This is a genomic window from Roseateles sp. P4_D2, assembly GCF_056401875.1.
In genome coordinates, this window is record NZ_JBFUIM010000014.1 from 94,297 (window position 1) to 119,030 (window position 24,734).

The window sequence follows — 24,734 nt, forward strand, 5'->3', positions numbered from 1 at the left end:
GACAAGGACCTGAACAGATGAACTTCCTGACGCAATTGCGCATCGGCCATCGGTTGGCCTTGAGCTTTGGCCTGCTCATTTTGCTGCTGGTGGGGATCGGCATTTACGGCGCGAAGAATGCGAACGGCCTGGCCAAGGATCTGGACCGCACCGCCAACTCCAGCCTCTTCAAGATTGGCGCAGCCAACGGTCTGGAAAGCCAGGTCAACATCATTTCCCGCGCCGTGCGTGACTTGCTGCTGCTGGATACCGCTGGTGCCATCAAGAAGCAGAAGAAGGCCGTCACCGACGCGCTTGAAGAAGGCGAAAAGCAGCTCAAGAGCCTGGAAGACGCTGTCTCGGGTGACGGAGAAAAGGCCGCCATCGCCGAGGTGCGGGGTCACAAGGCCAAGTTCCTGGCTGCACTCGAAAAATTTCAGAAGATCCAGACCGACGGCACGCCCGACGAGGCTCGTGAAAGCCTGATAACCGACCTGCGCCCCGCCCAGGCGGCCCTGCAGGAAGGCCTGAAGAAGCTGGTCGACATCCAGTTTGAAAGCGGCAAGGCACTGGCCACGTCCGGTGTCGAACTGGCCCGCTTCTCCGTCTGGGTGACCATCGTCCTGCTGGTCGTGGCCGTGGTCATCGGCATCGGTGGCGGCCTCGTCATCACCCGTTCCATCGTCGCCCCGGCCCGCAAGGCCCAGCTGGCCGCCGAGGCCATTGCCGCCGGTGATCTGACGCAGGACATCCAGGTCGAAGGCCGCGACGAACTCAGCCAGATGCTGCAGGCCATGAAGGACATGCAGCAGGCTCTCTCGGGCGTTGTGCGCGATGTGTCCACCGCCGCCAGCGAGGTGGCCCAGAACTCCGGCTCCATTGCCGACAGCAATTCCAATCTGGCCGAGCGCACCACGCGTTCCGCCGCCAGCCTGCAGAACACCGCCGCTTCGGTGGAAGAGATCGCCTCCACGCTCAAGGGCGCCAGCGATCTGACCCGCCGCGCGGCTGGCATCGCCGTGACGGCCCGCCAGGCCGCCAGCAATGGTGGCGCCGTCGTCTCCAAGGTCGTCGAGACCATGGAAGAGATCAGCGCCAGCTCCAAGAAGATCGGCGACATCATCGGCGTCATCGACGGCATCGCCTTCCAGACCAACATCCTGGCCCTGAACGCGGCCGTGGAGGCCGCCCGGGCCGGCGAACATGGCCGCGGCTTCGCCGTGGTGGCCGCCGAAGTGCGTGCGCTGGCTCAGCGCTCGGCCGGCGCCGCCAAGGAAATCAAGGTGCTGATCCAGGAATCGACCGTCAAGGTCGAAAACGGCACCACGCTGGTCAACAACGCCGGCGTCACCATCCGCAGCGTCGTCGACGAAGTCAACAACATGGGTCAGCTGATCGAGGAAATCTCGCACTCGGCCCAAGAGCAGGCCACGGGCGTCGGCGTCGTCAACGGCGCGATGAACGAGCTCGACAAGGCCACGCAGCAAAACACCAGCCTGGTCGGCGACCTCAGCCGCTCGGCCGACGCCCTGCGCGACAGCTCGACGCGGCTGATCGAGGCGGTCGGCTTCTTCCGCGCCGCCTGACCCCATCAATTACTTTCCGAGGCTCGCCATGTCATTCCTGCGTTCCGCCACCATCCTGGCCGCCAGCCTGATGCTGGCCCTGGCCGCTCAGGCCGCACCCAAGGTCGTCAAGAAGGTGCCGCCTGAGTTCCCAGCCGAGGCCTCCAAGAAGGGCATCTCCACCGGCTCGGTCAAGGCCAAGATGACCATCGAAGCCGACGGCAAGGTCAGCGACGTCGAAATCGTCGAAGCCGAACCCAAGCGGGTCTTCGACCGCGCCGTGAAGGCGGCGCTGATGGAGTGGAAGTTCGAGCCCGGCGAAAAGGCCACTCACGAAGTCAAGCTCGTCTTCAAGAACGAGGACTGAAACCCGACCGAGCACAGTGCCTGCGCACTGTGCGACGCGGATTTCAGGACAGCCGGCATGCAGGCCGGCTGGCATGAGCAGCGCCCGAGAGCAGCGCCTCAGCGCTTCATCACCGGCAATTCGCCGGTCCGGTCCGCGGGCTGCCACCAGTGCACCCCACCCGCCACCAGCATCACCGTGACCACGGCGCCCCCGGCCAGCAAGCCCAGGCGCCGTTTCTTTTGGGCCTGACGGGCGCGGACGCGGGTGCCGCCCGCCGATGCGCGCAGCGCCGGGCTGAGATGGGCCTGCGACAGCCGCTTCAGATTCACCGCCTGCTTGCGACCGTCACGGCTCGTGACAATTTCAAAGCTCAGCGGCTCGTCCATCCGAGGACCCTCGCCGTCTGTCGGGAACGCGGCCAAGCCGACGAAGACTTCCTCTCCCCCGCCAGAGGGCCGGATGGTGCCGTAGCCGGCATCCTGGTTCCACGCGCTCAGTACGCCTTCGAATCTCATATTCACCTCAACGACTACCCCCAGATCTTGGGGGATGCGGCGCAGATCGCCGCAACCGGATGTAAGCCACCGACAATCCGCCCTCCCAAGTTCCCACCTCCCCTGCGCATGCCCATCAACTGGTTCCCCGGCCACATGAATTCCACCCGTCAGGCGATCAAGGATCGCGTGAAGGCGGGGCTGGACGTGGTCATTGAACTGCTCGACGCGCGCCTGCCCGGCTCCAGCAGCAACCCGCTGCTGGCTGCACTGACGACGGGCCGGCCGTCGCTGAAGGTACTGAACAAGCAGGACCTGGCCGACCCGGCCCAGACCGCCGCCTGGCTGGACTACTACAACGCCCAGCCGCACACCCGCGCCATCCCGCTGGATGCCGGCGACAAGGCGCCGGCGCGCGCCCTCATCAAGGCCTGCCGCGAGCTCGCACCGCTGCGCGGCGACATGCACAAGCCGCTGCGCGTGCTGATCTGCGGCATTCCCAACGTTGGCAAGAGCACGCTGATCAATACCCTGGTCGGCAAGCGCGCCGCTAAGACGGGCGACGAGCCCGGCATCACCAAGATCGAGCAGAAGTTCGTGCTGGAGAACGGCTTCTACCTGTTCGACACGCCAGGCATGCTGTGGCCGCGCATCGCCATCGAGCAGAGCGGCTACAACCTGGCCGCCAGCGGCGCCATCGGCCGCAATGCCTTCGACGAGGAGGAGGTGGCGCTGGAGCTGATTGCGGTGCTCAAGCGCCACTACCCCGAGCGCCTGCAGCAGCGCTACGGCCTCACCGAGCTTGGCGCCGACGACGCCGTGCTGGAGGCCATCGGCACCAAACGCGGCGCCAAGGTGCGCGGCGGCGGCGTGCTGATGCACAAGGCCGCCGAAGCGTTGCTGATGGACTTCCGCGGCGGGGCGCTGGGCTGCATCACGCTGGAAACCCCTGACGAGATGACGGCCTGGCGCCGGGCCGCTGCAGAGGAGGAAGAGCGCAAGGCCGCCGAGGCAGAGGCCGCGCGTCTGGCCGACAAGGAACGCCGCAGCGGCAAGCGAAAGTCCTCCAGCGGGGACGCGGAAACAAGCGCGTAAATTCCCGGCCTTGACCGTCTCACCGGCGCGCCTATGCTGGGCCGCCCGGAACGACACGAGACATCATGAGCCGACTCTCCCTGCTCGACCTCGCCTTCTTCATCGCCGAAAGCGAGGCCAGTCCCAAGCATGTGGCGGGCCTGCACATCCACCAGATTCCCAAGGGTGGCGGCGCCAACTTCGCCAAGCAGCTCTATGAGGAGTTCCTGACCCACACCGACGTGCAAGCGCCCTTCGATGCCGTCATCAACTTCGTCTCGCCCACGCTGATGCCGAGCTGGAGCACGGCCGAATCGGTGGACCTGGCGCAACACGTCTTCTTCCACAAGCTCAAGGCCGGCCAGAACGACCGCGAGGCCCTCTATGCCTTTGCCGCGGAGTTGCACGAACCGGTGCTGGACCGCAGCCGGCCGCTGTGGGAGGTGCATGTCATCGCCGGCCTGTGGGACAAGCAGTTCGCCATCTACTACAAGATGCACCATGCCGTGGCCGACGGCATCACGATGACGCGCTGGGGCGTCGAGTCCCTGCGCGCGACGCCCGACGACGACACGGTCACGCCGGTCTGGACCTTGTCGCACGCGCGCCGCGCCAGCGGCCTGTCGCGCAAGAAGCGGCTGGATCAGGCCGTCGCCGGCACCGTCTGGAAGCAGCTCACCGCCAACAGCAAACGCGCCGTCGGCATCGGCCGGCTCACGGCCATGCTGGCGCTGGAAGCCATCAAGCTGACCAAGAACGCCATCGCCCTGCCCTTCATGGCCAGCCGCGGTACACCCTTCACCGGCAATGCCACGCCAGGCCGCCAGTTCGCCACCGCCGCCGTGCCCATGGCGCGCATCGACGCCATCCGCAAGGTGTCACGCGCCACACTCAACCACGTGGCCCTGACCTGCCTGGACGGCGCCATGCACCGCTACCTGGCCGACGAGGGCATCGAGCTGGACCGGCCCATCACCATCCAGATGCCGGTGAACCTGCGCCGCGAAGGCGAAAAGAGCGGCGGCAACAAGATCGGCATCATCCTGGTCGACCTGTCGCCGCCCACCGACGACGCCTATGTGCGGCTGCGCAATGTCGGCTATTCGCTGCGCAATGTGCGCACGATGATCGACGCCGTCGCGCCCGAGGCGGTCGAGACCTACACCATCCTGACCGGCCTGCTCGGCCAGATCGCCGGCATGCTCAAGCTGGCCGATGTTGTCACGCCCATGGGCAACACGCTGGTGTCCAACGTGCCCGGGCCGGCCGAGCGCCTGTACATCAAGGGCGCACCGTTGCTGGAGATGCACCCCATGTCGACACTGCCGGCCACCCATCTGCTCAACATCACGTTGTTCAGCTATGCCGGCACTCTTTACTTCGGCCTGATTGCAACCGACGCCCTGCCCAACCTGGGCCGGCTGGCGGCCTATGTGGAGGAAGAGATCGCGACGCTGGAAGAAGCCGTCGGCATTTCATGAGTCTTCCGCTCTTCCCCTCGAACTGGATGACCGAGGAGCACCGCCTGCTTCAGGACAGCGCCGCGCGCTTCTTCAGCGAGCGCTGGGTACCGCGCGCCGCTGGCTGGCGCGCGGCGGGCCTGATGGAGCGCGACACCTGGCACGAAGCCGGTGCCCAGGGCCTGCTGTGCGCGGCCGTGCCGGAAGCCTTCGGCGGCAGCGGCGGCGACTTCGGCCATGAGGCCGTCATCGTCATGGCGGCTGCACGGGCCAACCTGGGCGGCTTCGGCGGCAGCGTGCACTCGGCCATCGTCGCGCCCTATCTGCTGCGCCACGGCAATGACGGGCAGAAGGCGCGCTGGCTGCCAGCGATGGCCACCGGCGAGCGCGTTGGCGCCATCGCGATGACGGAACCGGGCACGGGCTCTGACCTGCAGGCCATCCGCACCCGCGCACGCCGCGTCACTGACGAAAAGGGCGACCACTACGTCATCAACGGGCAGAAGACCTTCATCACCAATGGACAGAACGCCGACCTCATCGTCATCGTCTGCCGCACCGGGGACGCACCGGGTGCCAAGGGCTTGTCGTTGGTCGTCGCGGAGATCGATGCCGGCACGACGGGCCTGACGCGCCGTCGCCTGGACAAGATCGGCCTGCACGCCCAGGACACCAGCGAGCTTTTCTTTGATGAGCTGCGCGTGCCGGCCGCCAACCTGCTTGGGTCAAGCGAGGGCCTGGCCTTTGGCCAGTTGATGGGCGAACTGCCGCAGGAACGCCTCGTCATCGCATGCCAGGCCGTCGCGATGACGGAACGCGCGCTGGACGACACGGTGGCCTACGCCAAGCAGCGCGAGGCCTTCGGCCAGCCGATCTGGAACTTCCAGAACACCCGTTTCGTGCTGGCCCAGGCGCAGAGCGACGTGCTCGCCGCCCGCGCGCTGCTCGATGCCGCCATCTCGGCCCATCTGAAAGGTGAGCTCGACGCCGCCCGCGCGGCGCTGGTGAAGGCCTGGTGCAGCGACCTCGCCTCGCGGCTGACCGACGCCTGCCTGCAGCTCTTCGGCGGTTATGGCTACATGCTGGAGACGCCGATTGCCGAACTGTGGGCCGACGCCCGCGTGACGCGCATCTACGGCGGCACCAATGAAATCATGAAAGAGCTGGCTTCGCGATCCATGTGAGGCCCCTGGAGACCCCCATGTTCGACGCCTATCTCTACGGCCATTGCCGCACGCCGCGCGGCAAGGGCAAGCCCGACGGTTCGCTGCACGCGGCCACGCCGATCTGGCTGGTGCGCAGCGTGCTGCAGGCCCTGCAGCAGCGCACCCGGCTCGACACGTCGTTGGTCGACGACGTCATCCTTGGCTGCGTGACACCCATCGCCGAGCAGGGTGGCGACATCGCCCGCATCGCCGTGCTGGACGCCGGCTGGGCGCAGTCGGTGGGCGGCGTCACGCAGTCACGCTTCTGCGCCTCGGGGCTGGAGAGCGTCAACCTCGCAGCGGCCAAGGTGGCCAGCGGCTTCGAACGCCTGGTCGTGGCCGGCGGTGTCGAGAGCATGAGCCGCGTGCCCATGGGCAGCGACGGCGGCGCCTGGATGCTGGACGAGCGCGTCGTCAGCGCCATCGGTTTCGTGCCGCAGGGCATCAGCGCTGATCTGATCGCGACGCTGGAGGGCTTCACGCGCGACGAGCTCGACGCCTACGCGGCGCGCTCCCATCAGCGAGCCACCGCGGCGCGTGCCGAAGGACGCTTCGCGAGCGCGCTGGTGCCGGTGCATGACGAAGCCGGCGCCCTGCTGCTGGCCGAGGACGAAACCATCCGCCCACAGACATCCATCGACACGCTGGCTGCGCTGAACCCCAGCTTCATCAAGCTGGGCGCGAAGTTCGACGGCCTGGCATTGCGCAAATACCCGCAGGCGTCGGTGATCGAACACCGCCACCATGCCGGCAATTCATCGGGCATCGTTGATGGCGCAGCCCTGGTGCTGGTGGGCTCCAAGGCCGGCGGCGAAGCGGCGGGAGTCAAGCCCCGCGCGCGCATCCGTGCGGCCGCCGTCGTCGGCAGCGAGCCGACCATCATGTTGACCGGCACGACACCAGCCTGTCAGAAGGCACTGCGCCAGGCCGGCATGCAGGCGTCCGATATCGACCTGTGGGAAATCAACGAGGCCTTCGCCGCGGTGCCGATGAAGACGGCGCGCGATCTGGGCCTGGACCTGGATCGCGTCAACGTGAACGGCGGTTCAATTGCGCTCGGCCACCCGTTGGGCGCAACCGGCGCCATGCTGCTGGGCACCTTGCTCGATGAGTTGGAGCGACGCGATCTCCAGACCGGCGCCGTGACGCTGTGCGTCGGCGGCGGCATGGGCATCGCCACCATCATCGAACGCGTCTAGAGCCTGATCCAGCCGCCGGCACGCAAATGCCAGCGGCCACCGCGGCTCTCCCAGCGGTGAGGCTCATAGCGATAGCCGGCACGCGGGCGCTCGTAGTAGCCGGGCACCCAGTGGTGACGGCCGCCGTTCCAGCCCCAGTAGCCATTGACCCAGACTGCGCCCGTATAGGGCGTGACGGGCACGACCTCGGCATAGGGTGCGGGAGGCGGCGCGTCGACCACGACGGCCGAGCCACCGTCGTAGTAGCCGGCCCGGTGGGCAGGCACGACCACGCAGGCCGACAGCAGTGCAGATGAAGCCAGGGCGAACGCCAGAGTGAGTCGTTTCATCGGAATCTCCAGGCCGCCTCAGGGAGACGGCCCATTCGGTTACCTCGAGCCAGGCTGAACGTAGACGCTGCCGCGGTAGTAACCGCCGTCACGTTGGTGGCCGCCATCCCGGTAATAGCCGTCCCTGTGGTAACCGCCGTGGCGGGCCGGCACGATGATGCAGCCCGACAGCAGGGCGGTAGAAATCAGGGCAATGGCCAGGGCCAGTCGTTTCATGAGGATCTCCAGGCCACGAAATACGCGGCCGTGCCCCACTAACCGCCACGAGCCCGTGGCGGATGACGGCGTCACACAGAGTTACTCCGTGGCGGACTGTTGCTGCGGCTTCAGATAGCAGTCCATCCCGGCGATGAAACGCGTCTCGGTCGCGCTGCACCCTGGGCCGGCCCATCTCGTGTTCGTACTGCACGGCGTGTTGGTCGGTGCCGAACCTGCTGAGCGGGTTGCCGCTGCCGGCATCGCTGACAGCGGCCTTGATGTCACGGGATCACGAGGGAATCAGGAGGTCTGGCCCGCGGTATTCTGCGGCGCTTCACCCGAACCGACTTTCGACATGAAACGAATCTTCCTGACGCTGCTGCCGCTCGCACTGGCCGCCTGCGCTTCGACAGCACCGCCCGCCCAAAGCGGCGCCCAGGCTGCGGCCGACAACGGCACCATCTGCGAGCGCGACTCACCCACCGGCAGCATGCTGCCCAAGACGCGCTGCACCACCGCCGCTGAACGCGAGGCGGCGCAGCGCAGCACCCAGGCCGTCAGCGAGGCCGTGCGCAACCAACGCTCCGCCCCTCCCGGCAAGGGCAGCTGAGGCAAAGGCTCAGCGCGATTCCCGCAGCAGCGCGGCCAGGCAGGCCATGCCGGCCGCCATCACGGCTGCCGTCAGCCACAGCGCGACATCGAAGCCGCCGCCGGCCTCGACCATCCGACCGGTCAGCGCAGGCGCGCTGATCTGTGCCATGCCATAGCTCAGCGTCAGCCGGGCCATCGCCTTGCCTGGATTGGCGGGTGAATGCCGGCCAACCAGAGCCAGCGTCAGGCTGACGATACCGATGAAGGTCGCGCCATACAGCAGCGCGCCCGCCAACGCGGCCACCAGACCGCTGGCCAATATCGGCAGCAACACGGCGAAGATCTGCACGCCGAAAGCGATCAGCAGCGCGCCAACGTCGCCCGTGCGGCGCGCAATGCGATCCCAGACGAACACAGCCGGCGTCGCCGACAAGCCCACCAGCAGCCAGGCCCAAGGCCCCTGTCCGGCCAGCAGCGGCTGAGCCTCGACGATGGCGACAGTGAAGGTCGCGTTGACGACGAAGCCCCAGCCCGCGCAGAAATAGGCCGCCACCATCAGCGCCATCCAACGCCGGCTGGGTGCTGCATCGGACGCGGCTTTCGCGGCCGGCGGCGGCACCGGCGGGCGCCAGGCCCAGGCCGGGATCAGGAAGACCAAGCCGAGCAAGGCATAGCCCTGCCATTGCAGGGCCCAGTTCAGATTCCACTGCGTCATGCCCATCGCACCCAGGGCCGACACGACGATGCCCAGCCCCAGGCCGATGAAGTAGATACCCAGCTCGGGCCGGTGCCCCGACCGGATCAACCAGCCCTGCACCAAGCCCGAGCCCAGCAGCATGCCGGCCGCGCCGCACAGGCCACCGACATAGCGCGACAACGCCCAGGCGCCGAAGCTCGTGCTCCAACCCATCAGCGCGGTGATGACCAAAGCCGTCGGCAGGCCCCAGCTGTACAGGCGCTGGCGCCAGGTCGGGCTCTCGATCCAGGCCGCCAGCAGCGCGCCGCTCATATAGCCCGCGTAGTTGATGGCCGCAAGCAGCCCGCCGTCGGCGACGCCCAGGCCCGCCTGGGCCTGCATCTGCGGCAACAGCGGCGTGTAGGCGAAGCGCGCGAGGCCGATGGTCAGCACCAGCGCACAGATGCCACCCAGCAGCACCTGCCAGGCGCGCAGACGGAATTCGGGCTCGGCCATGGCCGCAGGTTAAGCGAGCCGGGCATACCCCAGGCGCTGGGGGGCTTGCAAAGCGTGCGGCCGGGCCCAGTTGCCCAGCATGCCGCTGTTCATCTGCTTTTGCCTCGTCCTGCTCGCCGCCGCCGGTATCGCGATGTGGCCGCTGTGGGTGCGCCGCCGCCGCGAGCGCATCGCCAGCCGCCCCTTCCCGCAGTCGTGGCGGCGCCTGCTGCGCCGCCATGTGCCGCTGGTGTCCCGGCTACCGGCGCGCCAGCAACTGCGCCTGAAAGGGTTGATGCAGGTCTTCCTCGCCGAGAAACCCATCCTCGGCTGCCGTGGCCTGCGCGTGACGGACGAGATCCGCGTCACCGTCGCGGCCCTGGCCTGCCTGCCGCTGCTGGGTGCGGCGCGCGGCGTCTACCCGGAGCTGCGCCAGGTGCTGGTCTACCCCGGCGCCTTCGTCGTCGACCGGCCGGTGACCGAATCGGGCGGCGTGCTGTCAGACCAGCGCCGCGTGCTGGCCGGCGAGAGCTGGAGCCAGGGCCAGGTGCTGCTGGCCTGGGATGAAGTCAAGCGTGGTGCGGCCACGCCGGGCGATGGGCACAACGTCGTCATCCACGAGTTCGCGCATCAGCTCGACCAGGCGGGCGGCCCGGCCAATGGCGCGCCGGCACTGCCGTCAGCCGAGGCCTACCGGCGCTGGTCGACGGTGATGCAAAACGAGTTCGATGCACTGCGCTGGCGGCTGGCCCGCGGCGAGCCGGGGCTCATCGACGCCTATGGTGCGACCGACCCGGCGGAATTCTTCGCGGTGATCAGCGAGCTGTTCTTCGAGCGGCCGATCGAGCTGGCCGCAGGTCACCCGGCGCTGTACAGCGAGCTCAGTGGCTACTACCGGCTGGACCCGGCGAGCTGGAACTAGAAGCCGAGGCTGGCGAGTAGATCGTCCACGTCGTCCTGCTTGAGCGCCTTGTCGGGCGTCTGCACGCCACCGAGCTCGGCGGACACGGCAGCAGCGGCCGGTGCGGGCAGGGACTGGACAAGATCCTTGAGCGGCGGCTCGGCGCGCTCCAGCATCTTGCTGACCTTGTTGATGACCTGGCCCGAGAGATCCTGGAAGTCCTGCGACATCATGATCTCGGTGTGCAGCGACTTCTCGCGCGCGGCGAAGCTTGCGGCATCGGCGGCGTAGGCGGCGCACAGCTTCATCAGCGCGCGGGCGCGGTCGGCGCTGATGTTGCTGGACAGGGCCAGGCGGTTCAGCGCGTCGGACAGCTCGCGGCCCTTCTTGCGCACGGCCTCGGCGTCGTCCTGGGCGGCTTCCACCAGGTTGAGCACCTTGGTGGCCGCCTGCTCGGTCATGCTGCGCACATAGGCCAGGCGCTCGCGCGCATCGGGCAACTCGTCAACCACGTCATGCAGGATCTGGGCGGCGTCGGCCCGGATCATGGCCTGGATGGACGCGTCGGACATGTGGAACTCCCTGAATGGGCCCGGCAGCAGCGACGGGGCTACAACCAGTTTAGAAGCGCCTCCCCAGTGCGCAACTGCGCGGTCGGTGGCCGAACGCGGCCTTTGTCACGCGGGTTGCAATTCAGGGCGCCGCGAGCAGTGCGCGCAAAGCCGCGGCCTGCGTCACGTCCATGCGGCCGGCTTGCTCGGCCAGCAGGAGCTGGCGCCGGCCCAGGGCCAGCAGCAGGTCGGCGTCCAGCCCGGCAGACGCCAGCGCCTGCAGATGGCGGCCCAGCACGCCGGTATCGCCGCGCGCGACAGGCCCCGAGACGGCACCGGCCAGGCCACGGTCCAGAGCCGTGTCCAACGCGCCGCGGGTCAACGGCACCAGAGCCGGCAGGGCTTGGGCCCGCGCCAGTCCAGCGGCCGCCCACAGCGTTTGGGCTTCGGCCAGCACGGCCAGCACGCCGCTGGCGGCCAGGTTGGCCGCCGCGTGATAGGCAGCCCGCGCCTGGGCTGTCATCGGCGACGGCAACGCCAGTGGCACCAGGCCCAGCGCGTGAGCGAGTGCTTCCAGCGCTGGCCGGTGTGCTGCATCCGCCTCGATACCGACATGCACGCCGGCAAGGCCCACGTCGCCCGCCAGCAACTTCAACGGGTGAAAGCCTGCCGCGGCCGGCGCCGGGCCCAGCGCGGCCAGCGGCGTCGCGCCACTGCAATGCAGGCCCAGTTGGCCGGCGCGCCACGGCAAGGCGGCGGCGGTCGTGGCGATCTGATCGTCGGGGACTGTCAGCCAGACCCAGTCGGCCGCCTGGGCGGCATCGGCCATTGCGAACTCGCCTTCACCCGGCGAGCGCCGACCAACGACAACCTCCTCGCCCGCCGCTCGGAACGCCGGCACCAGCGCCCTGGCCAGCCGGCCGTATCCGATCACGGCATGTCTCATGAGTGGACGCGCGGGCGAAGAAGGTGCGAATGCCTTCTCAGGGCTTGACGAACTTCAGCGTCATGCGGTCGCTCTCACCGATGGCCTGGTACTTCGCGCGATCCTTGTCCTTCAGCGCATAGGTCGGCGGCAGCGTCCAGACGCCGTCGGGGTGGTCGGCCGTGTCCTTGGGGTTGGCGTTGACCTCGCTCCTGCCGGCAAGCTTGAAACCCGCGTTCTCGGCGAACTTGATGACGGTGGCCTCCTGCACATAGCCGCTCGGGGCCTTGGGGTCCTGGGTGCGCGAGACCGGCAGGCGGTGCTCCTCGACCCCCAGCGTGCCGCCAGGCTTCAGCGCCTTGAAAGCGGCGTCGAAGACGGCCTGGGCCGTGCCACCGTTCATCCAGTTGTGCACATTGCGGAAGGTCAGCACCGCATCGGCGCTGCCGGCCGGGGCGATGTCAAACACGCCCTTGGCCGGGTCGAAGGTCGTGATCTTGACCTTGCCGTAGACGCCCATCGAATCCATCTTGGCCTTGAAGCGCGCGCTGCCGCCGTCGGCCGCATAGAGCTGACCTCCTTCGCGCAGATAGGGGGCAAGGATCTCGGTGAACCAACCACCGCCCGGGGCGAGTTCGACGACGGTGTCGGTCGGCTTGATGCCGAAGAAGCTCAGCGTTTCGTAGGGGTGACGTTGTGCATCGCGGGCGACATTGCCCACCAAGCGGTTGTCGGCGGCAACGGCGGCCTTCAGCGGGTCGGCGTCGTGAGCTTGTGCGCCCGCAGCAGCAAACATGGCGGAAGTGGCGAGAGTGGCGATCAGCCAAGTCTTCATAGGGAGTGTCTCCTTGTGGAACAGCCAGTATCCGGTGCTCGTCGGCCCCTGTCCAAGGTCAGCGACGGAATGCCAAAGACGCCAGACCAAGCAGGGCCAGCGCGGCGCCAAACAGGCCCAGCGCATGCAGGCCGAGCCCCTTCAGCACCATGCCGCCCACGCTGGCGCCCAGCGTCGCACCGACATAAATGGCCGAGGCGTTCAACGCGAACAGCACCGGCAGCTGGGCTGGGTCCAGCGCCGCCAGCCGCGCCTGCTGCGGCACCATGAAGCTCCAGCCGAACACGCTCCAGGTGAAGACCAGCGCCCCCATCACCGCCAGCGGCCAGGTCGGCAGGGTCAGCGCCGGCATCAGCAGGCACTGTGCCAGGCACAGCAGCACCAGCGTGCGGCGCGACCCGATGCGGTCGGTCAGTCGGCCGCCCATCGCATTGCCGGCGACGGCGCCCAGGCCGAACAGCAGCAGCATGCCGGTCACGCCGTCGCGGCTGAGACCGTAGACGGACTCCAGCAGCGGCGCCACAAAGGTGTAGCAAACATAGAGCGCGCCGATGAAGAGTGCCGTGAAGGCCACTGCCCCCATCAGCCGGCCGCTGCGCAGCACGGCGCCCAGGCTCTTCAGGCTGGCCACCGGCACCGCGATGCCGGCCGGCAGGGCCACCACCATAGCGGCGAGGCTCAGCAAGGTCAGCACGGCAACGACGACAAAGGCCGCCTGCCAGCCCAGCGCATAGCCCAGCCAGGCGCCGGCCGGAATGCCCAGCACCTGGGCCAGCGTCAACCCGCCGAAGACGATAGCCAGGGCCCGGCCCTGCTGGCCCGGCCCGGCCAACGCGACGCCGACCGAGGCGGCCACCGGCGTGACCAGGCCGCCGCCCAGGGCCATCACGGCGCGTGCCGCCAGCAGCAGCGCAAAGCTGGGCGCCAGCGCGGCCATCACGGCACCCAGCGCAAACAATGCCAGGCCGATGGACATCAGCCGCCTTCGGTCCAGCCTCCCAGTGGCCGCCACCAGCAGCGGCGAGGCGACCGCATAGGTGCCGGCATAGACGCTCATCAGCGCACCGGCTTGCGCCCGGTCGACGCCGAAGGCCAGCGCCACCGGCGACAGCACGCCGACGACCACGAAGGCGCCCATGCCGATGGCGAAATTGGCCAGGGCCAGCAGCCAGAGCTGGCGGGAGGTGGACGAGGTCATCACTCCATCATCGCCAGCGCCGCGAGGCCCTGCCAGGCCGGGGTCAATGCGCGGCCCACCCCATCCAGACGGCGAGCGTGTCGAACAGCGTCGTGATGACCAGGATGGGCAGGGGCAGGCCCAGCAGCGTGCCGATGACATAGTCGCGCAGCCGCACGCCGGACAGCGCCAGCGTGTAGTTCAGCGCCGGCACCGAGTGGAAGACCGTGCGCAGCAGCACGACACTGCGCACGGGATGGGCGTCCAGCTTCGCGAACAGGCGGCGCGCCAGCCGGTTGTCCAGCTCACGCAGCGCGTCGGCACCCAGGGCGCGCACGACGACAAACGTCACCGTGCAGGCGATGCAGGCCGCGACATAGGTCGTCAACGCGCCCCACGCCGGCCCAAGGGCCAGCACCGCCGCGGCGAGGAAGAAGGCGCCGGGAATGTGTGCCAGGTTGGCCAGCACGAACATCGCCGTGAAGGCTGCAAAGCCCCAGAGCCGGTGCTGGGCGAAACCCTCGCGCACGGCCTGCAGGCTGATCTGCTGGCGCAGGCCGGTGACCTCGACGACGCCCCAGAGCAGCACCACGAAAAGCAGAACCGCCAGCCAGCGCCAGCGCTGAGGCGCGGGCGCGGGGGTGGTGGTGTCGGCAGGCTTCAACGCTTGGGCTTGGGCGGCTTCTTGGAGCCGGAAGTATCGGCGGGTCGGGCGGGCCGGTGAGGGCCCTTCAGTAGCCCGCCGCCAGCCCGGAATTGCGCCGCGGATCGTTGGCCCCGTAGTAGCGGTTCTTGCCCACCGGCTTGCCGCCCAGCTTGGGCGCGCCAACCAGGATGCTGGCGAGGTGGTTGGCGGGTTGCGGGTCGGCGAACTTCTGGCCCCAGCCCTCGAGGATCTTGCGCGTGTCTGGCGACAGCGCGAAGGCCTCGACGTTGGTCGCTTCGGGCAGCCACTGCTGGTGGAAGCGCGGCGCGTCCGTCGCCTCCTGCACGTCCATGCCGTAGTCGATGACGTTGATCATCGTGTGCAGCACCGCGGTGATGATGCGGCTGCCGCCCGGCGTGCCGACCACCATCACCGTCTTGCCGTCCTTGGTGACGACGGTGGGGCTCATGGACGACAGCGGCCGTTTGCCCGGCTCGATGCGGTTGGCCTCGCCCTGCACCAGGCCGTAGAGGTTGGGCACGCCCACCTTGGCGGTGAAGTCGTCCATCTCGTCGTTCAGCAGCACGCCGGTCCCGGCCGCGGTGACTCGGGCACCGAACCAGTCGTTCAAGGTGTAGGTCACCGACACGGCATTGCCCCACTTGTCGACGATGGAGTAGTGCGTGGTGTTGCTGCCCTCGTGCGGCGACACGCCGGGCTTGATGTCCTTGGAGACGCCGGCCTTGTTCGGCGCGATGACGGCGCGCAGCTGGGCCGCGTAGTCCTTGCTGAGCAACCGGTCCAGCGGGTTCTTGACGAAATCCGGGTCGCCCAGGTAACTGTTGCGGTCCACGTAGGCGTGGCGCATCGCCTCGATCTGGTAGTGCACCGCCTGCGCGGAGCGAAAGCCCAGTTCCTTGAGCGGGTAGCCCTCCAGGATGTTCAGGATCTCGCAGATGATGACGCCGCCCGAACTGGGTGGCGGCGCTGAGACGACGTGATAGCCCCGGTAATTGCATTCCACAGGCGGCAGTTCGCGCGTCTTGTACTGGTCGAGGTCGGCGGCGCTCAGGATGCCCTTGCCCGCCTGGCTGGAGGCGACGATGGCGGCGGCCACAGGGCCTTTGTAAAAGCCCGCCTCGCCCTTGTCTCGAATGGCCTTGAGCGTGGTGGCCAGGTCCTTTTGCACCAGCTTCTGGCCGACCTGGAAAGGCTCGCCCTTGTTCAGGAAGATGGCCGCGGTGGCCGGGTCCTTGCGGAAATCGTCGGTGGCGGCGTGCAGCATGTCGATGTCGCCCTGGTCGAGCACGAAGCCCAGCTCCGCGTAATGGATGGCCGGCGCGATGACCGCGGCGCGCTTCATCGTGCCGTACTTGCCCAGTGCGTACTCCAGCCCCGACACGCTGCCCGGCACGCCCACCGCCAAATGGCCCAGCGTGCTCAGGCCCTTGATGACGTTGCCGTCCTTGTCGAGGTACATATTGGCCGTGGCAGCCAGCGGTGCCTTCTCGCGGAAGTCCAGGAAGGTCTTGCGGCCATCGGCCAGCTGCACGGTCATGAAGCCGCCGCCGCCAAGGTTGCCCGCCGCGGGGTAGACCACCGCCAGCGCATACCCCACCGCCACGGCCGCATCCACCGCGTTGCCGCCGTCCTTCAGCACGTCCACGCCGATGCGGGTGGCCAGGTGCTGGGCCGTGACCACCATGCCGTTCTCGGCTGCCACCGGGGCCTGCGAGGCCGCCTGGGCCACGCCCGCCGTGAGCAGTGCGGCCACCATCACCAGGGAACGCGATTGCAGTTTCAACGCCAATGTCATGCGGAAGCTCCGTCCGGGTGTCTTCGATGACGGCGACCTTACTGCGCCACCGGGCGCTTGCCACTCCCCTGGTTCGCGCGGCGCGCTGAGTCACTGCAGCAGCGTCCGGGCGACGCCGCGTTGCACGTAGGCACCCAGCGCCGCCACGTCGGGGATGCAGATATCGCGGCGGCCACGTTCGGTGAAGGCGATCAGTTGCTCGCGAGCCAGCCTGGTCAGCGCGCGGCTGACCGTCTCCACCGTCATGCCCAGGTAGTTGCCGATCTCGGCGCGCGTCATGCGCAGGGTGATCTGGTCGCTGCGCAGGCCGCACTGGGCCATGGCGTCGGCCCAGTAGCGAAGGAAGTCGGCCACGCGGGCATCGGCCGACAGCGTGCACAACGACAGCAGGGAGTCGCGGTCGCGGCTGATCTCGCGGCTCATGGCCGAATGCAACAGGCCGAGCAGCGGTGCATGGCGGGCGCAGGCAGCGAGCAGCGCGTCGTAGCGCACGCTCCACACCTCGCCGGTGTCCAGCGCGATGGCGTCGCAACCGTAGCGGCCGGTCGCAATGCCGTCGAAGCCGAGCCAATCACCCTTGAAGTGCAGGCCAACGACCTGCTCGCGGCCATCCGCGGCGAGGTTGAGGGTCTTGAAGAAGCCCGAGTTGATGACATGCAGGCTGGCGAACGCGTCGCCCGTGCGGTAGACGCGGTCGCCGGCGTGCAGGACGCGGCGGCTGATGTCCACGTGGGCCTGCAGACCCTGCAGCGTGTCGGCAATGCGTTGGGGCGCGGCGGCCGGCGCGCGCAAGGTGGGATGGGCGGCGGCGGGAGTCATCGTGGCGGTCAGCATTTCGGGGTGTCCTGGGCGGCGTGTGGCAATGGACAGCAGCGTAGAAACCGGCCAACAACTGCCGAGCAATGGCGCACATCACTGGGTAACGCTCGGTAAACCGTTGGTAAACAGCCGTGCGTACTTGATCTGCGTCAGGCCCGGTCCGCGCTGTACCGCCTAGCCTTGCCGGACATGCACCCAATGCCATGCTCAAACACAAATCTCTCTGGTCACTGGAAGGGCTGACGCGCGACGACCTGCTGACGCTGATCGGCCGGGCTCGGCAGTTCAAGCGCGGCACCGGCCCGGGTGCGCCACTGCGCGGCAAGAACCTGGCGTTGCTCAGCGACGACCACGCCAGCCTCGAAGCCGAGGCCTTTCTCCTCGCCGCCACCGAGCTCGGCGCGCAGGTGGCGCGCGTTCGCGCGACCAGCCCCGGCCTGGCCGACCGCCGCGACCCGCGCGACATGGCCGGACTGCTCGGCCAGCTCTATGACGCCATCGAATGCCAGGGCGTGGCCGAGGCCGACCTGCGCCAGCTCGACCGCGACGCCGGCGTGCCGGTCTTCAACGGCATCGCCTCGCCGGGCCACCCGCTGCAGATGCTGGCGGCGCTGATGACCTGGCAGGATCTCAGTGGCGATGCGGCGCTGCCGATGCCGCTCGCCCCGCCCACCCACCCACTGCCGGCCGAGGCGGTGGCCCGCAACCACCACCTTCTGCTGCAGGCGGTGCTGAGCGGTGCGCTGGCTTAGAAACGCCCCGACGCCCACAGCAGGCTCCAGGCCGCCGCCGCCAGGCCAAGGCTTAGCAGCACCCAGCCCAGCCGTGACCGCTCGGCCGCGGCCGCCGGAGCGCCGGGCTGATGGCCCCGCCACATCGCTCGCAGCAGCGGCTGGCGGCAGATGAAGACATGGATGGCAATGGCCGCCAGGTGCAGGCCCAGCCAGGCATAGAGCAGCTTGGCCGCAAGCTTGTGCCAGCCGGTCAGCTTCAGGCTCAGGTCTTCCTCGATCCAACTCGACCAAGGCCCGGCGAAGCCGATCTCGTCATTGCCGAACAGGCCGGTGAGCACCTGGGTGAGCAGCAGCGCCAGCACGGCAAAGACGGACAGCGCGCCCAGCGGGTTGTGGCCCAGGCCCTGCCAGCGCCCGCGCAGATAGGCCCACAGGCGCGTGGGCGCGGGCCAGAACTGCGCGAAGCGTGCATAGCGCGTGCCCCACAGCCCCCAGCCGAGGCGAAACACCAGCAGAGCCGCAATGGCCTGGCCGGCACGGGCATGCCAGCTCATCCAGGCGCCACCGGCGAGACCCGTCGCTATGGCCGCCGACACCAGGCCCACCAGGGCCCAGTGAAAGACGCGCAGCGGCAGGTCCCAGACCGGGACCTCGCCCGTGCCTTCAGGGCTGGCGAGCTGCGGCGACATCGGTGCTTCCGGCAGCCGCCTGTGCGCGTGGCGCCGGGGGCTGGATATGGGCCACGGCCTTGCCGCCTTCCTGCTCGTAGTCCTCGCTGCCGGTCGCACCCGCAACCCGATAGCCCTTCTCGGCCAGCAGGTCGCCCGCCCGGCCGGCGCGCACGGCGTGGTTGGAGACGGTCAGGATGGCGCGGTCCCTGGGCAAGTAGGCCAGGTGCTTTTCGAGATCCTTGTTCTGGATGTTGAGGAAGGCCGGGAAGCTGCCGTACTTGATCAGCTCGTCGGGGCGGCGCAGGTCCAGCACCAGCAGCTTGTCCGGCTGGGCCAGCAGGGCGTCGACCTCGGCCGCCTTCAGGCGCGGGGTCTTGTATTTCCATTCGGCGGCTGCGGCCGGCGCTGAAGCGGCCGTCTGGGCGTGAGCGACGGCGGTCAGGCTAAGCAGAGCGCCAACGGCCAGTGCGTGCAGTGTTTTCATGATGAGGTCAAAGGAGTGGCAGACCTCGCCCACAGCGCAGCTTCCGTGCCAGAACGCAAACAAGCCACAGAGACACGGAGACACAGAGGACAGGCATGAATTTCTCTGTGCCTCTGTGCCTCTGTGGCTGTGTTCCAGGCCGCACGATTTGCTGACCTGCTGTTCAACAAGCAACAGCACCCACTGCGCGATCACACGCACGACTCGCAACGGGGCCATGAAAACCGCCAAAACGCCGCCTGCCAACGCGAAGCGCAATTGCTTAGACGCCCAGCGTATTGGGCACGCTCCCTGCAATGAAGTGCCCGACCCCGCCCTATCGATCACTCCATTCCATGACGACCCAACATCGCTTTCGCCCGCATCCACTGACCGCGCTGATCGCCGCCCTCGCTGCTGGCAGTGCCCTCGCCCAGGAAGCCGCCGCGCCCGCGCCGGCCGAGGACAACACCCAGGCCCTCGGGGCCGTCACCGTGCGCAGCCGCAACCGCATCGAGAAGCTGCAGGACGTGCCGCTGTCCATCTCCGTCATCCAGGGCGCCGAGCTGGACCGCCTCGGTTCGGTCGGCATCGACGACATCACCAAGCGCGCCGCCAACGTCAGCTGGAACCTCGGCAACCAGCGCACCAGCTCCATTTCCATCCGCGGCATCGGCAAGATCGGCCAGACCGAGGCCCAGGACCCGAGCGTGGGCATCATCGTGGACGGCGTTTCCTACGCCTACAACGCGCTGACGTCGAGCTTCGACTTCGTCGACATCGACACCGTCGAGGTCACGCGCGGCCCGCAGGGCACGCTGCTGGGCAAGAACGCCAGCGTCGGCAACATCATCTTCACCACCAAGCGCCCCAGCTTCACGCCAACGGCCGATTTCACACTGGGCTTTCGCCAGCGCGACGGCCTGTTCGCCACCGCCGCCATCGGCGGCCCCATCGTCGACGGCCTGCTGGCCTGGCGCGGCACCTTCTCCGCCAACAAGGGCGCCGGCGACATCAAGAACGCCTACAACCGCGATGTCAGCTACACCAACACCGACCGCATCTCCGGCCGCGTGCAGTTCCTCGTCACGCCCTCGCCCGACTTCAAGGCCCGCTTCGCCTTCGACTTGCAGCCGCGCGCCGGCGAGACGACGAACGGCCGCAGCTTCCCCGTCATCAACCCGCCGACGACCTACTCCAACGGCGCCCCCATCACGACGGTGACCAACGAGCAGCGCCTGGGCCGCCGCTGGTTCAAGGACAACACCGGCTATTCCCTCGCCGACTACCAGAACCTCCTGACCACCGACTCGGTGCGCCCGCTGGTGACCGGCAGCTCGGGCGCCACAGCCGACCTGAACTGGCAGCTCGGCAGCCACACGCTGACGTCGATCACCGCCTACAAGAGCTATCACTTCGACGCGGTGAACGACGACGCGACGCCTTTCGACGTTTATCGCAATGCCGGCGGTTTCTGGAACGACTACCGCCAGGCCACGCAGGAGCTGCGCCTGACGTCCGCGCCCGGTGGCTTCGTCGACTACCAGGCGGGCCTGTACTTCATCAAGGTGGACAACACCGCTGACTACCGCCGCTGGTGGGGCAACGACGCCGGCGCCTGGTTCGCCAACAACGCGCAGTACGCCCGACTGGACGCCGACGCCGCCGGCCGCGACCTGCTGCGCAACAGCCTGGCCAATGTGAAGGCCTCCTACAACAGCCCGACCGGCGTGCAGGACATCCGCAACAAGAGCGCGGCCATCTTTGCCCAGGCCAACTGGCACCTCAGCGAGGCGTTGACGCTGACCACCGGCGCCCGCCTGACGCGCGAGGACCGCCGCAACACCGGCACCAGCCGCATCACCAGCGACGGCAGCGCGCCCGAGCTGAACCCGGTCAGCGTCAACGGCGTCGCCCTGGGCGGCTTCGCAACCAACGCGACGGGCGACCTCGCCGCCGGCAACACGGCCGAGCAGATCGCGCTGGCCAACGCCACGGCGGCCAAGTACTTCAACGTGCCGACCTACGCTGCCCTGAGCGCCGCGCAACGCCGCCAGGTCGCCGATGCCAAGGCAATCCGCCAGGCCAACATCGGCGTGCTCTTCCCCACCACCGAGGCCGAGCCCTTCAAGAAGACGCAACCGGCCTGGGTGCTGAGCCCGAGCTACAAGTTCAACCGCGACCTGACCGGCTATGCCTCGCTGCAACACGGCGAGAAGGCTGGCATCGCGCAGTTCGTCAACGGCGTGTCCTCGCCCGTCGAACCCGAGAAGACCGACAGCTTCGAGCTGGGTTTCAAGTCGGCGCTGTTCAACAAGACGCTGATCCTGAACGCCGACGTCTTCCAGACCCGCATCAAGAACTACCAGCAGAGCGTGCGCGTGCTGGACGTCTACACGACGACGCAGACCAACGACGGCACCCGCTACTACACCAGCGCCACCGGCAACGCGCCCAAGGTCGAGGTCAAGGGCCTGGAGATCGACGGCGTCTACGGCGGCATCCGCGACCTGACGGTGCGCTTCTCGGCCGCTTACAACGACGCCAAGTACAAGTCCTTCCCGAACGCCGCCCAGCGCATCGAGGACGCCTACCCCGGCTCCGCGCCCTATACCGACATCAGCGGCCGGCCGCTGGCGGGCGCGGCCAAGTACACCGGCAACATCGGCGTGGACTACCGCCAGCCGGTCTGGGGCGACAAGGAGGTCAACTACACCGGCAACGTGGCCTTCTCTTCGTCCTACTACTCGGACGTCAGCCTCTCGGCCTATTCCATCGTGCCCAAGAGCACGACGGTGGACGCCGGCATCGGCTTCGGCACGCGCAACAAGAGCTTCAACGTCAGCCTGATCGTCAAGAACCTGTTCAACGACGACACGGTGCGCTCCATCAGCAGCACCAGCTACACGCCGGCCATCCCGCGCAGCGTGGGCATCCAGTTCATGGCCAGGTTGTAAGCGCTGTCGATCCGTCAACAGCGTTTCAACAGCGCTGTTGGCGCCACCGCAAATCTGCCCTTCTTTTGGCCCGATTCGCGCCGTTTTCGCTGGCGCGTTTATTGCGCTGACCCCTTCAGTTCCGTCTTTGCCATTTCCCCGGGAGACCTACGTGCCCAAGTTCCGGATCGCCCCTCTTGCTCTCGCCGCCCTGCTGGCCGGCGTTGCCACCCTCAGCCCCGCCGAGGACTACGCGCCGCCCGGCGGCTTCACCAAGGGCAGCGAGCGCCCCTGGTCCTACACGCCGCTGAACACGCAAGTCGCCACGCCGGCTACCAAGGCCAAGGCCTGGGTGCGCCAGCCGCTGGACGCCTTCGTGCTGGCCAAGCTCGAGGCGCAAGGCATCGCCCCCTCGCCCGAGGCCGACCGTCACGCCTACATCCGCCGCGCGACGCTCGACGCCTGGGGCATCCTGCCCACGCCCGAGGAGGTCAACGCCTTCGTCGCCGACAAGTCGCCCAAGGCGCATGAAAAGCTCGTCGAGCGCCTGCTGGCCTCGCCGCGCTACGGCGAGCGCCAGGCGCGCCGCTGGCTGGACCTGAGCCGCTACGCCGACAGCGACGGCTACAACACCGACGGCACGCGGCCCAACGTCTGGCGCTACCGCGACTACGTCGTCAACGCCTTCAACGCCGACAAGCCCTTCGACCGCTTCGTCAAGGAACAGATCGCTGGCGACGAACTCTGGCCCGAGCGCACCGAGGCCCTGATCGCCACCGGCTTCCTGCGCAACCTGCCCGACGAGATCAACGCCCGCGACCTGAACCTGAAGAAGCAGGAGGTCGCCAACGACCTGACCGACACGGTCTCGGCCGTCTTCCTGGGCACGACGCTGGGCTGCGCCCAATGTCACGACCACAAGACCGAGAAGATCACGCAGAAGGAGTACTACGAGTTCCAGGCCTTTTTCGCCAACACCAGCTGGAAGGACGATGTCTCGCCGCTGACGGGCAAGGCCAAGGCCGACTACGACGCCCAGCTGGCCAAGTGGGAAGACGCGACCAAGGACATCCGCGAACAGCGCGACGCGCTGCTCAAGCCCATCATCGAGAAGCTCGAGACCGATCGCCTGTCGGGCTTCGTGCCGGCCACGCGCGAGTCCATCAACAAGCCGGCATCGGAGCGCAATGCCTACGACCGCTGGATCTACCACCGCAACCTGTGGACCCTGTCGGGCCGCACGCGCAACGCCGAGAACCAGCTCAAGACCAAGGACAAGGAGGCCTACGCCAAGTACGAGGTGCTGACGGCGCAGTTGAAGAAGTTCGACGCCCTCAAGCCCAAGGATCCGGGCAATGTCTCCACCATCGTCGAGCTGGGCAACGACGCACCGCCCACCAAGGTCCTCTTCAAGGGCATCTACGACCGACCGCTGCAGGAGGTGCAGCCCGGCCTGCCCGCCCTGTTGACCGACGCCTCGCTGAAGATTGCGCCGACGGCCACGTCGTCGGGCCGCCGCACGGCCCTGGCCAATTGGCTGGTCAGCCCCGACAACGGCCTGACCGCCCGCGTCTTCGTCAACCGCCAATGGGCCCAGTTCTTCGGCCGCGGCATCGTCGAGACCAGCGCCGACTTCGGCAAGACCGGCACCAAGCCCACCCACCCCGAGCTGCTCGACAAGCTTTCGGCCGACTTCGTCAAGAACGGCTGGAGCGTGAAGACGCTGCACAAGCAGATCCTGCTGTCCAGCACCTACCGGCAGGCCAGCCAGGCTCGTGAGGTCAAGCAGGACCCGGACAACAAGCTGCTGTGGGCCTTCCCGCGCCAGCGCCTGGAGGCCGAGCAATTGCGCGACTCGCTGCTGGCCGCGTCCGGCCTGCTGGAGGAGAAGCGCGGCGGCCCGTCGGTCTACCCGCCCATTCCGCCCAACTTCGACATCGGCGGCCAGCGCAACCGCTGGCAGACGTCCGAGGACCCGCGCGACCACAACCGCCGCAGCCTCTACGTCTTCGTGCTGCGCAACTCGCCCTATCCGCTGCTGGAGACCTTCGACTGGGCCAACCCACAGTCCCCTCACTTCAAGCGCGACGTGACGACGACGGCGCCACAGGCCCTGGCCCTGGTCAACAGCGACCTCGTGCTGGGCTGGAGCCAGGCTCTGGCCGGCCGTGTCATCCAGGAGGCGCCTGCAGGTGAGTCCGCGCAGATCGACCGCGTCTACGAGATCCTGTTCTCGCGCAAGCCCACGGCCGCGGAGAAGACGAAGCTGGTCGCCTTCCTGAACGCTCAGGAAGCCCTGCAGACGGCCCAGGCCGGCGAGGTCAAGAAGCCGCATCTGCCCGAGGGCTGGGGCGTCGACCCCAAGCTCGCCAGACAGATCGACGGCTTCTACAAGGCGGCCTACAAGCGCGAGCCCGACCGCTACGAGCGCACGGCCTTCCTGTCCTATCTGGATCAGCAAGCCGCCAAGCGCAGGAAGGGCGATGGCGGCGACGACGCTGCGGATGACGGCGGTGGCACGGCCGTGGCCGCCACGCCGACGGCCAGCGCCTCCGTCAAGGGCCAGAACAAGGCCCGCGCCGCCGCCTTCGTCGACCTCGTCCACACGCTGGTCAACACCAACGAATTCACCTATCGCTTCTAAAG

Annotated in this window: 24 protein-coding genes; 11 read left to right on the plus strand and 13 right to left on the minus strand. The window is 68.1% G+C overall.

Annotation, left to right across the window (positions count from 1 at the left end; genetic code table 11):
* The first annotated feature begins 17 nt into the window (after positions 1-17).
* On the plus strand, positions 18-1,565 hold the full coding sequence (locus AC1DW0_RS23040; RefSeq protein ID WP_056193022.1) for a methyl-accepting chemotaxis protein: 1,548 nt from the start codon (positions 18-20) through the stop codon (positions 1,563-1,565).
* 28 nt (positions 1,566-1,593) lie between these two features.
* On the plus strand, positions 1,594-1,911 hold the full coding sequence (locus AC1DW0_RS23045; protein WP_056193025.1) for an energy transducer TonB: 318 nt from the start codon (positions 1,594-1,596) through the stop codon (positions 1,909-1,911).
* Between the two features lie 98 nt (positions 1,912-2,009).
* Here the strand turns inward: AC1DW0_RS23045 and AC1DW0_RS23050 are convergent, their stop codons facing one another.
* A complete protein-coding gene (locus tag AC1DW0_RS23050; protein ID WP_157281153.1) occupies positions 2,010-2,408 on the minus strand; it encodes a cold-shock protein in 399 nt (132 codons plus the stop codon).
* A 108-nt stretch (positions 2,409-2,516) separates the two neighbouring features.
* Here AC1DW0_RS23050 and ylqF point away from each other — a divergent pair, with 108 nt between their 5' ends.
* The 4 genes from ylqF (at position 2,517) to AC1DW0_RS23070 (ending at position 7,325) form a co-directional block, all read left to right on the plus strand.
* Positions 2,517-3,482, plus strand: coding sequence for a ribosome biogenesis GTPase YlqF (gene ylqF, locus AC1DW0_RS23055; protein WP_457323993.1), 966 nt, complete (start codon positions 2,517-2,519; stop codon positions 3,480-3,482).
* A 65-nt stretch (positions 3,483-3,547) separates the two neighbouring features.
* Complete coding sequence (locus AC1DW0_RS23060; RefSeq protein WP_477948228.1) at positions 3,548-4,942, plus strand: wax ester/triacylglycerol synthase domain-containing protein; 1,395 nt, start codon at positions 3,548-3,550, stop codon at positions 4,940-4,942.
* A complete protein-coding gene (locus AC1DW0_RS23065) occupies positions 4,939-6,105 on the plus strand; it encodes an acyl-CoA dehydrogenase family protein (protein ID WP_477948230.1) in 1,167 nt (388 codons plus the stop codon). The genes AC1DW0_RS23060 and AC1DW0_RS23065 overlap by 4 nt, the downstream gene beginning before the upstream one ends.
* A 17-nt stretch (positions 6,106-6,122) precedes the next feature.
* Complete coding sequence (locus tag AC1DW0_RS23070; RefSeq protein WP_477948232.1) at positions 6,123-7,325, plus strand: acetyl-CoA C-acetyltransferase; 1,203 nt, start codon at positions 6,123-6,125, stop codon at positions 7,323-7,325.
* Here AC1DW0_RS23070 and AC1DW0_RS23075 read toward each other — a convergent pair.
* A complete protein-coding gene (locus AC1DW0_RS23075) occupies positions 7,322-7,654 on the minus strand; it encodes a hypothetical protein (protein WP_477948234.1) in 333 nt (110 codons plus the stop codon). The two genes, AC1DW0_RS23070 and AC1DW0_RS23075, sit on opposite strands and share 4 nt — an antisense overlap.
* A gap of 39 nt (positions 7,655-7,693) precedes the next feature.
* Entirely contained in the window at positions 7,694-7,870 is a 177-nt protein-coding gene (locus tag AC1DW0_RS23080) for a hypothetical protein (RefSeq protein WP_200955217.1), read from the minus strand.
* 337 nt (positions 7,871-8,207) lie between these two features.
* Here AC1DW0_RS23080 and AC1DW0_RS23085 point away from each other — a divergent pair, with 337 nt between their 5' ends.
* Positions 8,208-8,462 (plus strand): hypothetical protein, encoded by a 255-nt coding sequence (locus tag AC1DW0_RS23085; RefSeq protein ID WP_477948236.1) that lies wholly within the window; start codon positions 8,208-8,210, stop codon positions 8,460-8,462.
* A gap of 9 nt (positions 8,463-8,471) precedes the next feature.
* Here the strand turns inward: AC1DW0_RS23085 and AC1DW0_RS23090 are convergent, their stop codons facing one another.
* On the minus strand, positions 8,472-9,635 hold the full coding sequence (locus AC1DW0_RS23090) for a YbfB/YjiJ family MFS transporter (protein ID WP_477948238.1): 1,164 nt from the start codon (positions 9,633-9,635) through the stop codon (positions 8,472-8,474).
* A gap of 79 nt (positions 9,636-9,714) precedes the next feature.
* Between AC1DW0_RS23090 and AC1DW0_RS23095 the strand changes: the two genes are divergently transcribed.
* Positions 9,715-10,536 (plus strand): M90 family metallopeptidase, encoded by an 822-nt coding sequence (locus AC1DW0_RS23095; protein WP_056193048.1) that lies wholly within the window; start codon positions 9,715-9,717, stop codon positions 10,534-10,536.
* Here AC1DW0_RS23095 and AC1DW0_RS23100 read toward each other — a convergent pair.
* The 7 genes from AC1DW0_RS23100 to AC1DW0_RS23130 form a co-directional block, all read right to left on the minus strand.
* Positions 10,533-11,087, minus strand: coding sequence for a protein phosphatase CheZ (locus tag AC1DW0_RS23100; RefSeq protein WP_056193051.1), 555 nt, complete (start codon positions 11,085-11,087; stop codon positions 10,533-10,535). The genes AC1DW0_RS23095 and AC1DW0_RS23100 overlap by 4 nt on opposite strands.
* Before the next feature lie 121 nt (positions 11,088-11,208).
* Positions 11,209-12,000, minus strand: a complete 792-nt coding sequence (locus tag AC1DW0_RS23105; RefSeq protein WP_477948240.1) for a DUF2520 domain-containing protein — start codon at positions 11,998-12,000, stop codon at positions 11,209-11,211.
* Positions 12,001-12,049: 49 nt separating this feature from the next.
* On the minus strand, positions 12,050-12,826 hold the full coding sequence (locus AC1DW0_RS23110) for a class I SAM-dependent methyltransferase (protein WP_477948242.1): 777 nt from the start codon (positions 12,824-12,826) through the stop codon (positions 12,050-12,052).
* A 58-nt stretch (positions 12,827-12,884) separates the two neighbouring features.
* The gene (locus tag AC1DW0_RS23115; RefSeq protein WP_457390284.1) at positions 12,885-14,024 is read right to left on the minus strand and encodes an MFS transporter; all 1,140 of its coding nucleotides are present in this window, start codon (positions 14,022-14,024) and stop codon (positions 12,885-12,887) included.
* A 43-nt stretch (positions 14,025-14,067) separates the two neighbouring features.
* Positions 14,068-14,667 carry a TVP38/TMEM64 family protein gene (locus tag AC1DW0_RS23120; RefSeq protein WP_082532430.1) on the minus strand — a complete coding sequence of 200 codons (600 nt, stop codon included), beginning with the start codon at positions 14,665-14,667 and terminating at the stop codon, positions 14,068-14,070.
* Between the two features lie 67 nt (positions 14,668-14,734).
* Positions 14,735-16,426 (minus strand): gamma-glutamyltransferase, encoded by a 1,692-nt coding sequence (gene ggt / locus AC1DW0_RS23125; protein ID WP_477948497.1) that lies wholly within the window; start codon positions 16,424-16,426, stop codon positions 14,735-14,737.
* Between the two features lie 129 nt (positions 16,427-16,555).
* Positions 16,556-17,299, minus strand: coding sequence for a Crp/Fnr family transcriptional regulator (locus AC1DW0_RS23130; RefSeq protein ID WP_056193065.1), 744 nt, complete (start codon positions 17,297-17,299; stop codon positions 16,556-16,558).
* Between the two features lie 188 nt (positions 17,300-17,487).
* Here AC1DW0_RS23130 and AC1DW0_RS23135 point away from each other — a divergent pair, with 188 nt between their 5' ends.
* The gene (locus AC1DW0_RS23135) at positions 17,488-18,036 is read left to right on the plus strand and encodes a Rossmann-fold NAD(P)-binding domain-containing protein (protein WP_457322631.1); all 549 of its coding nucleotides are present in this window, start codon (positions 17,488-17,490) and stop codon (positions 18,034-18,036) included.
* Here the strand turns inward: AC1DW0_RS23135 and AC1DW0_RS23140 are convergent.
* Together AC1DW0_RS23140 and AC1DW0_RS23145 are read right to left on the minus strand one after the other, a co-directional pair.
* Positions 18,033-18,707: a cytochrome b/b6 domain-containing protein gene (locus AC1DW0_RS23140; protein WP_477948245.1), complete on the minus strand. Its 675-nt coding sequence runs from the start codon at positions 18,705-18,707 to the stop codon at positions 18,033-18,035. The genes AC1DW0_RS23135 and AC1DW0_RS23140 overlap by 4 nt on opposite strands.
* Positions 18,682-19,173, minus strand: coding sequence for a rhodanese-like domain-containing protein (locus tag AC1DW0_RS23145; protein ID WP_056193147.1), 492 nt, complete (start codon positions 19,171-19,173; stop codon positions 18,682-18,684). The genes AC1DW0_RS23140 and AC1DW0_RS23145 overlap by 26 nt, the downstream gene beginning before the upstream one ends.
* A 335-nt stretch (positions 19,174-19,508) precedes the next feature.
* Here AC1DW0_RS23145 and AC1DW0_RS23150 point away from each other — a divergent pair, with 335 nt between their 5' ends.
* Positions 19,509-22,109, plus strand: a complete 2,601-nt coding sequence (locus AC1DW0_RS23150; protein ID WP_477948247.1) for a TonB-dependent receptor — start codon at positions 19,509-19,511, stop codon at positions 22,107-22,109.
* Between the two features lie 151 nt (positions 22,110-22,260).
* A complete protein-coding gene (locus tag AC1DW0_RS23155) occupies positions 22,261-24,732 on the plus strand; it encodes a DUF1549 and DUF1553 domain-containing protein (RefSeq protein ID WP_477948249.1) in 2,472 nt (823 codons plus the stop codon).
* The last annotated feature ends 2 nt before the right edge of the window (positions 24,733-24,734 follow it).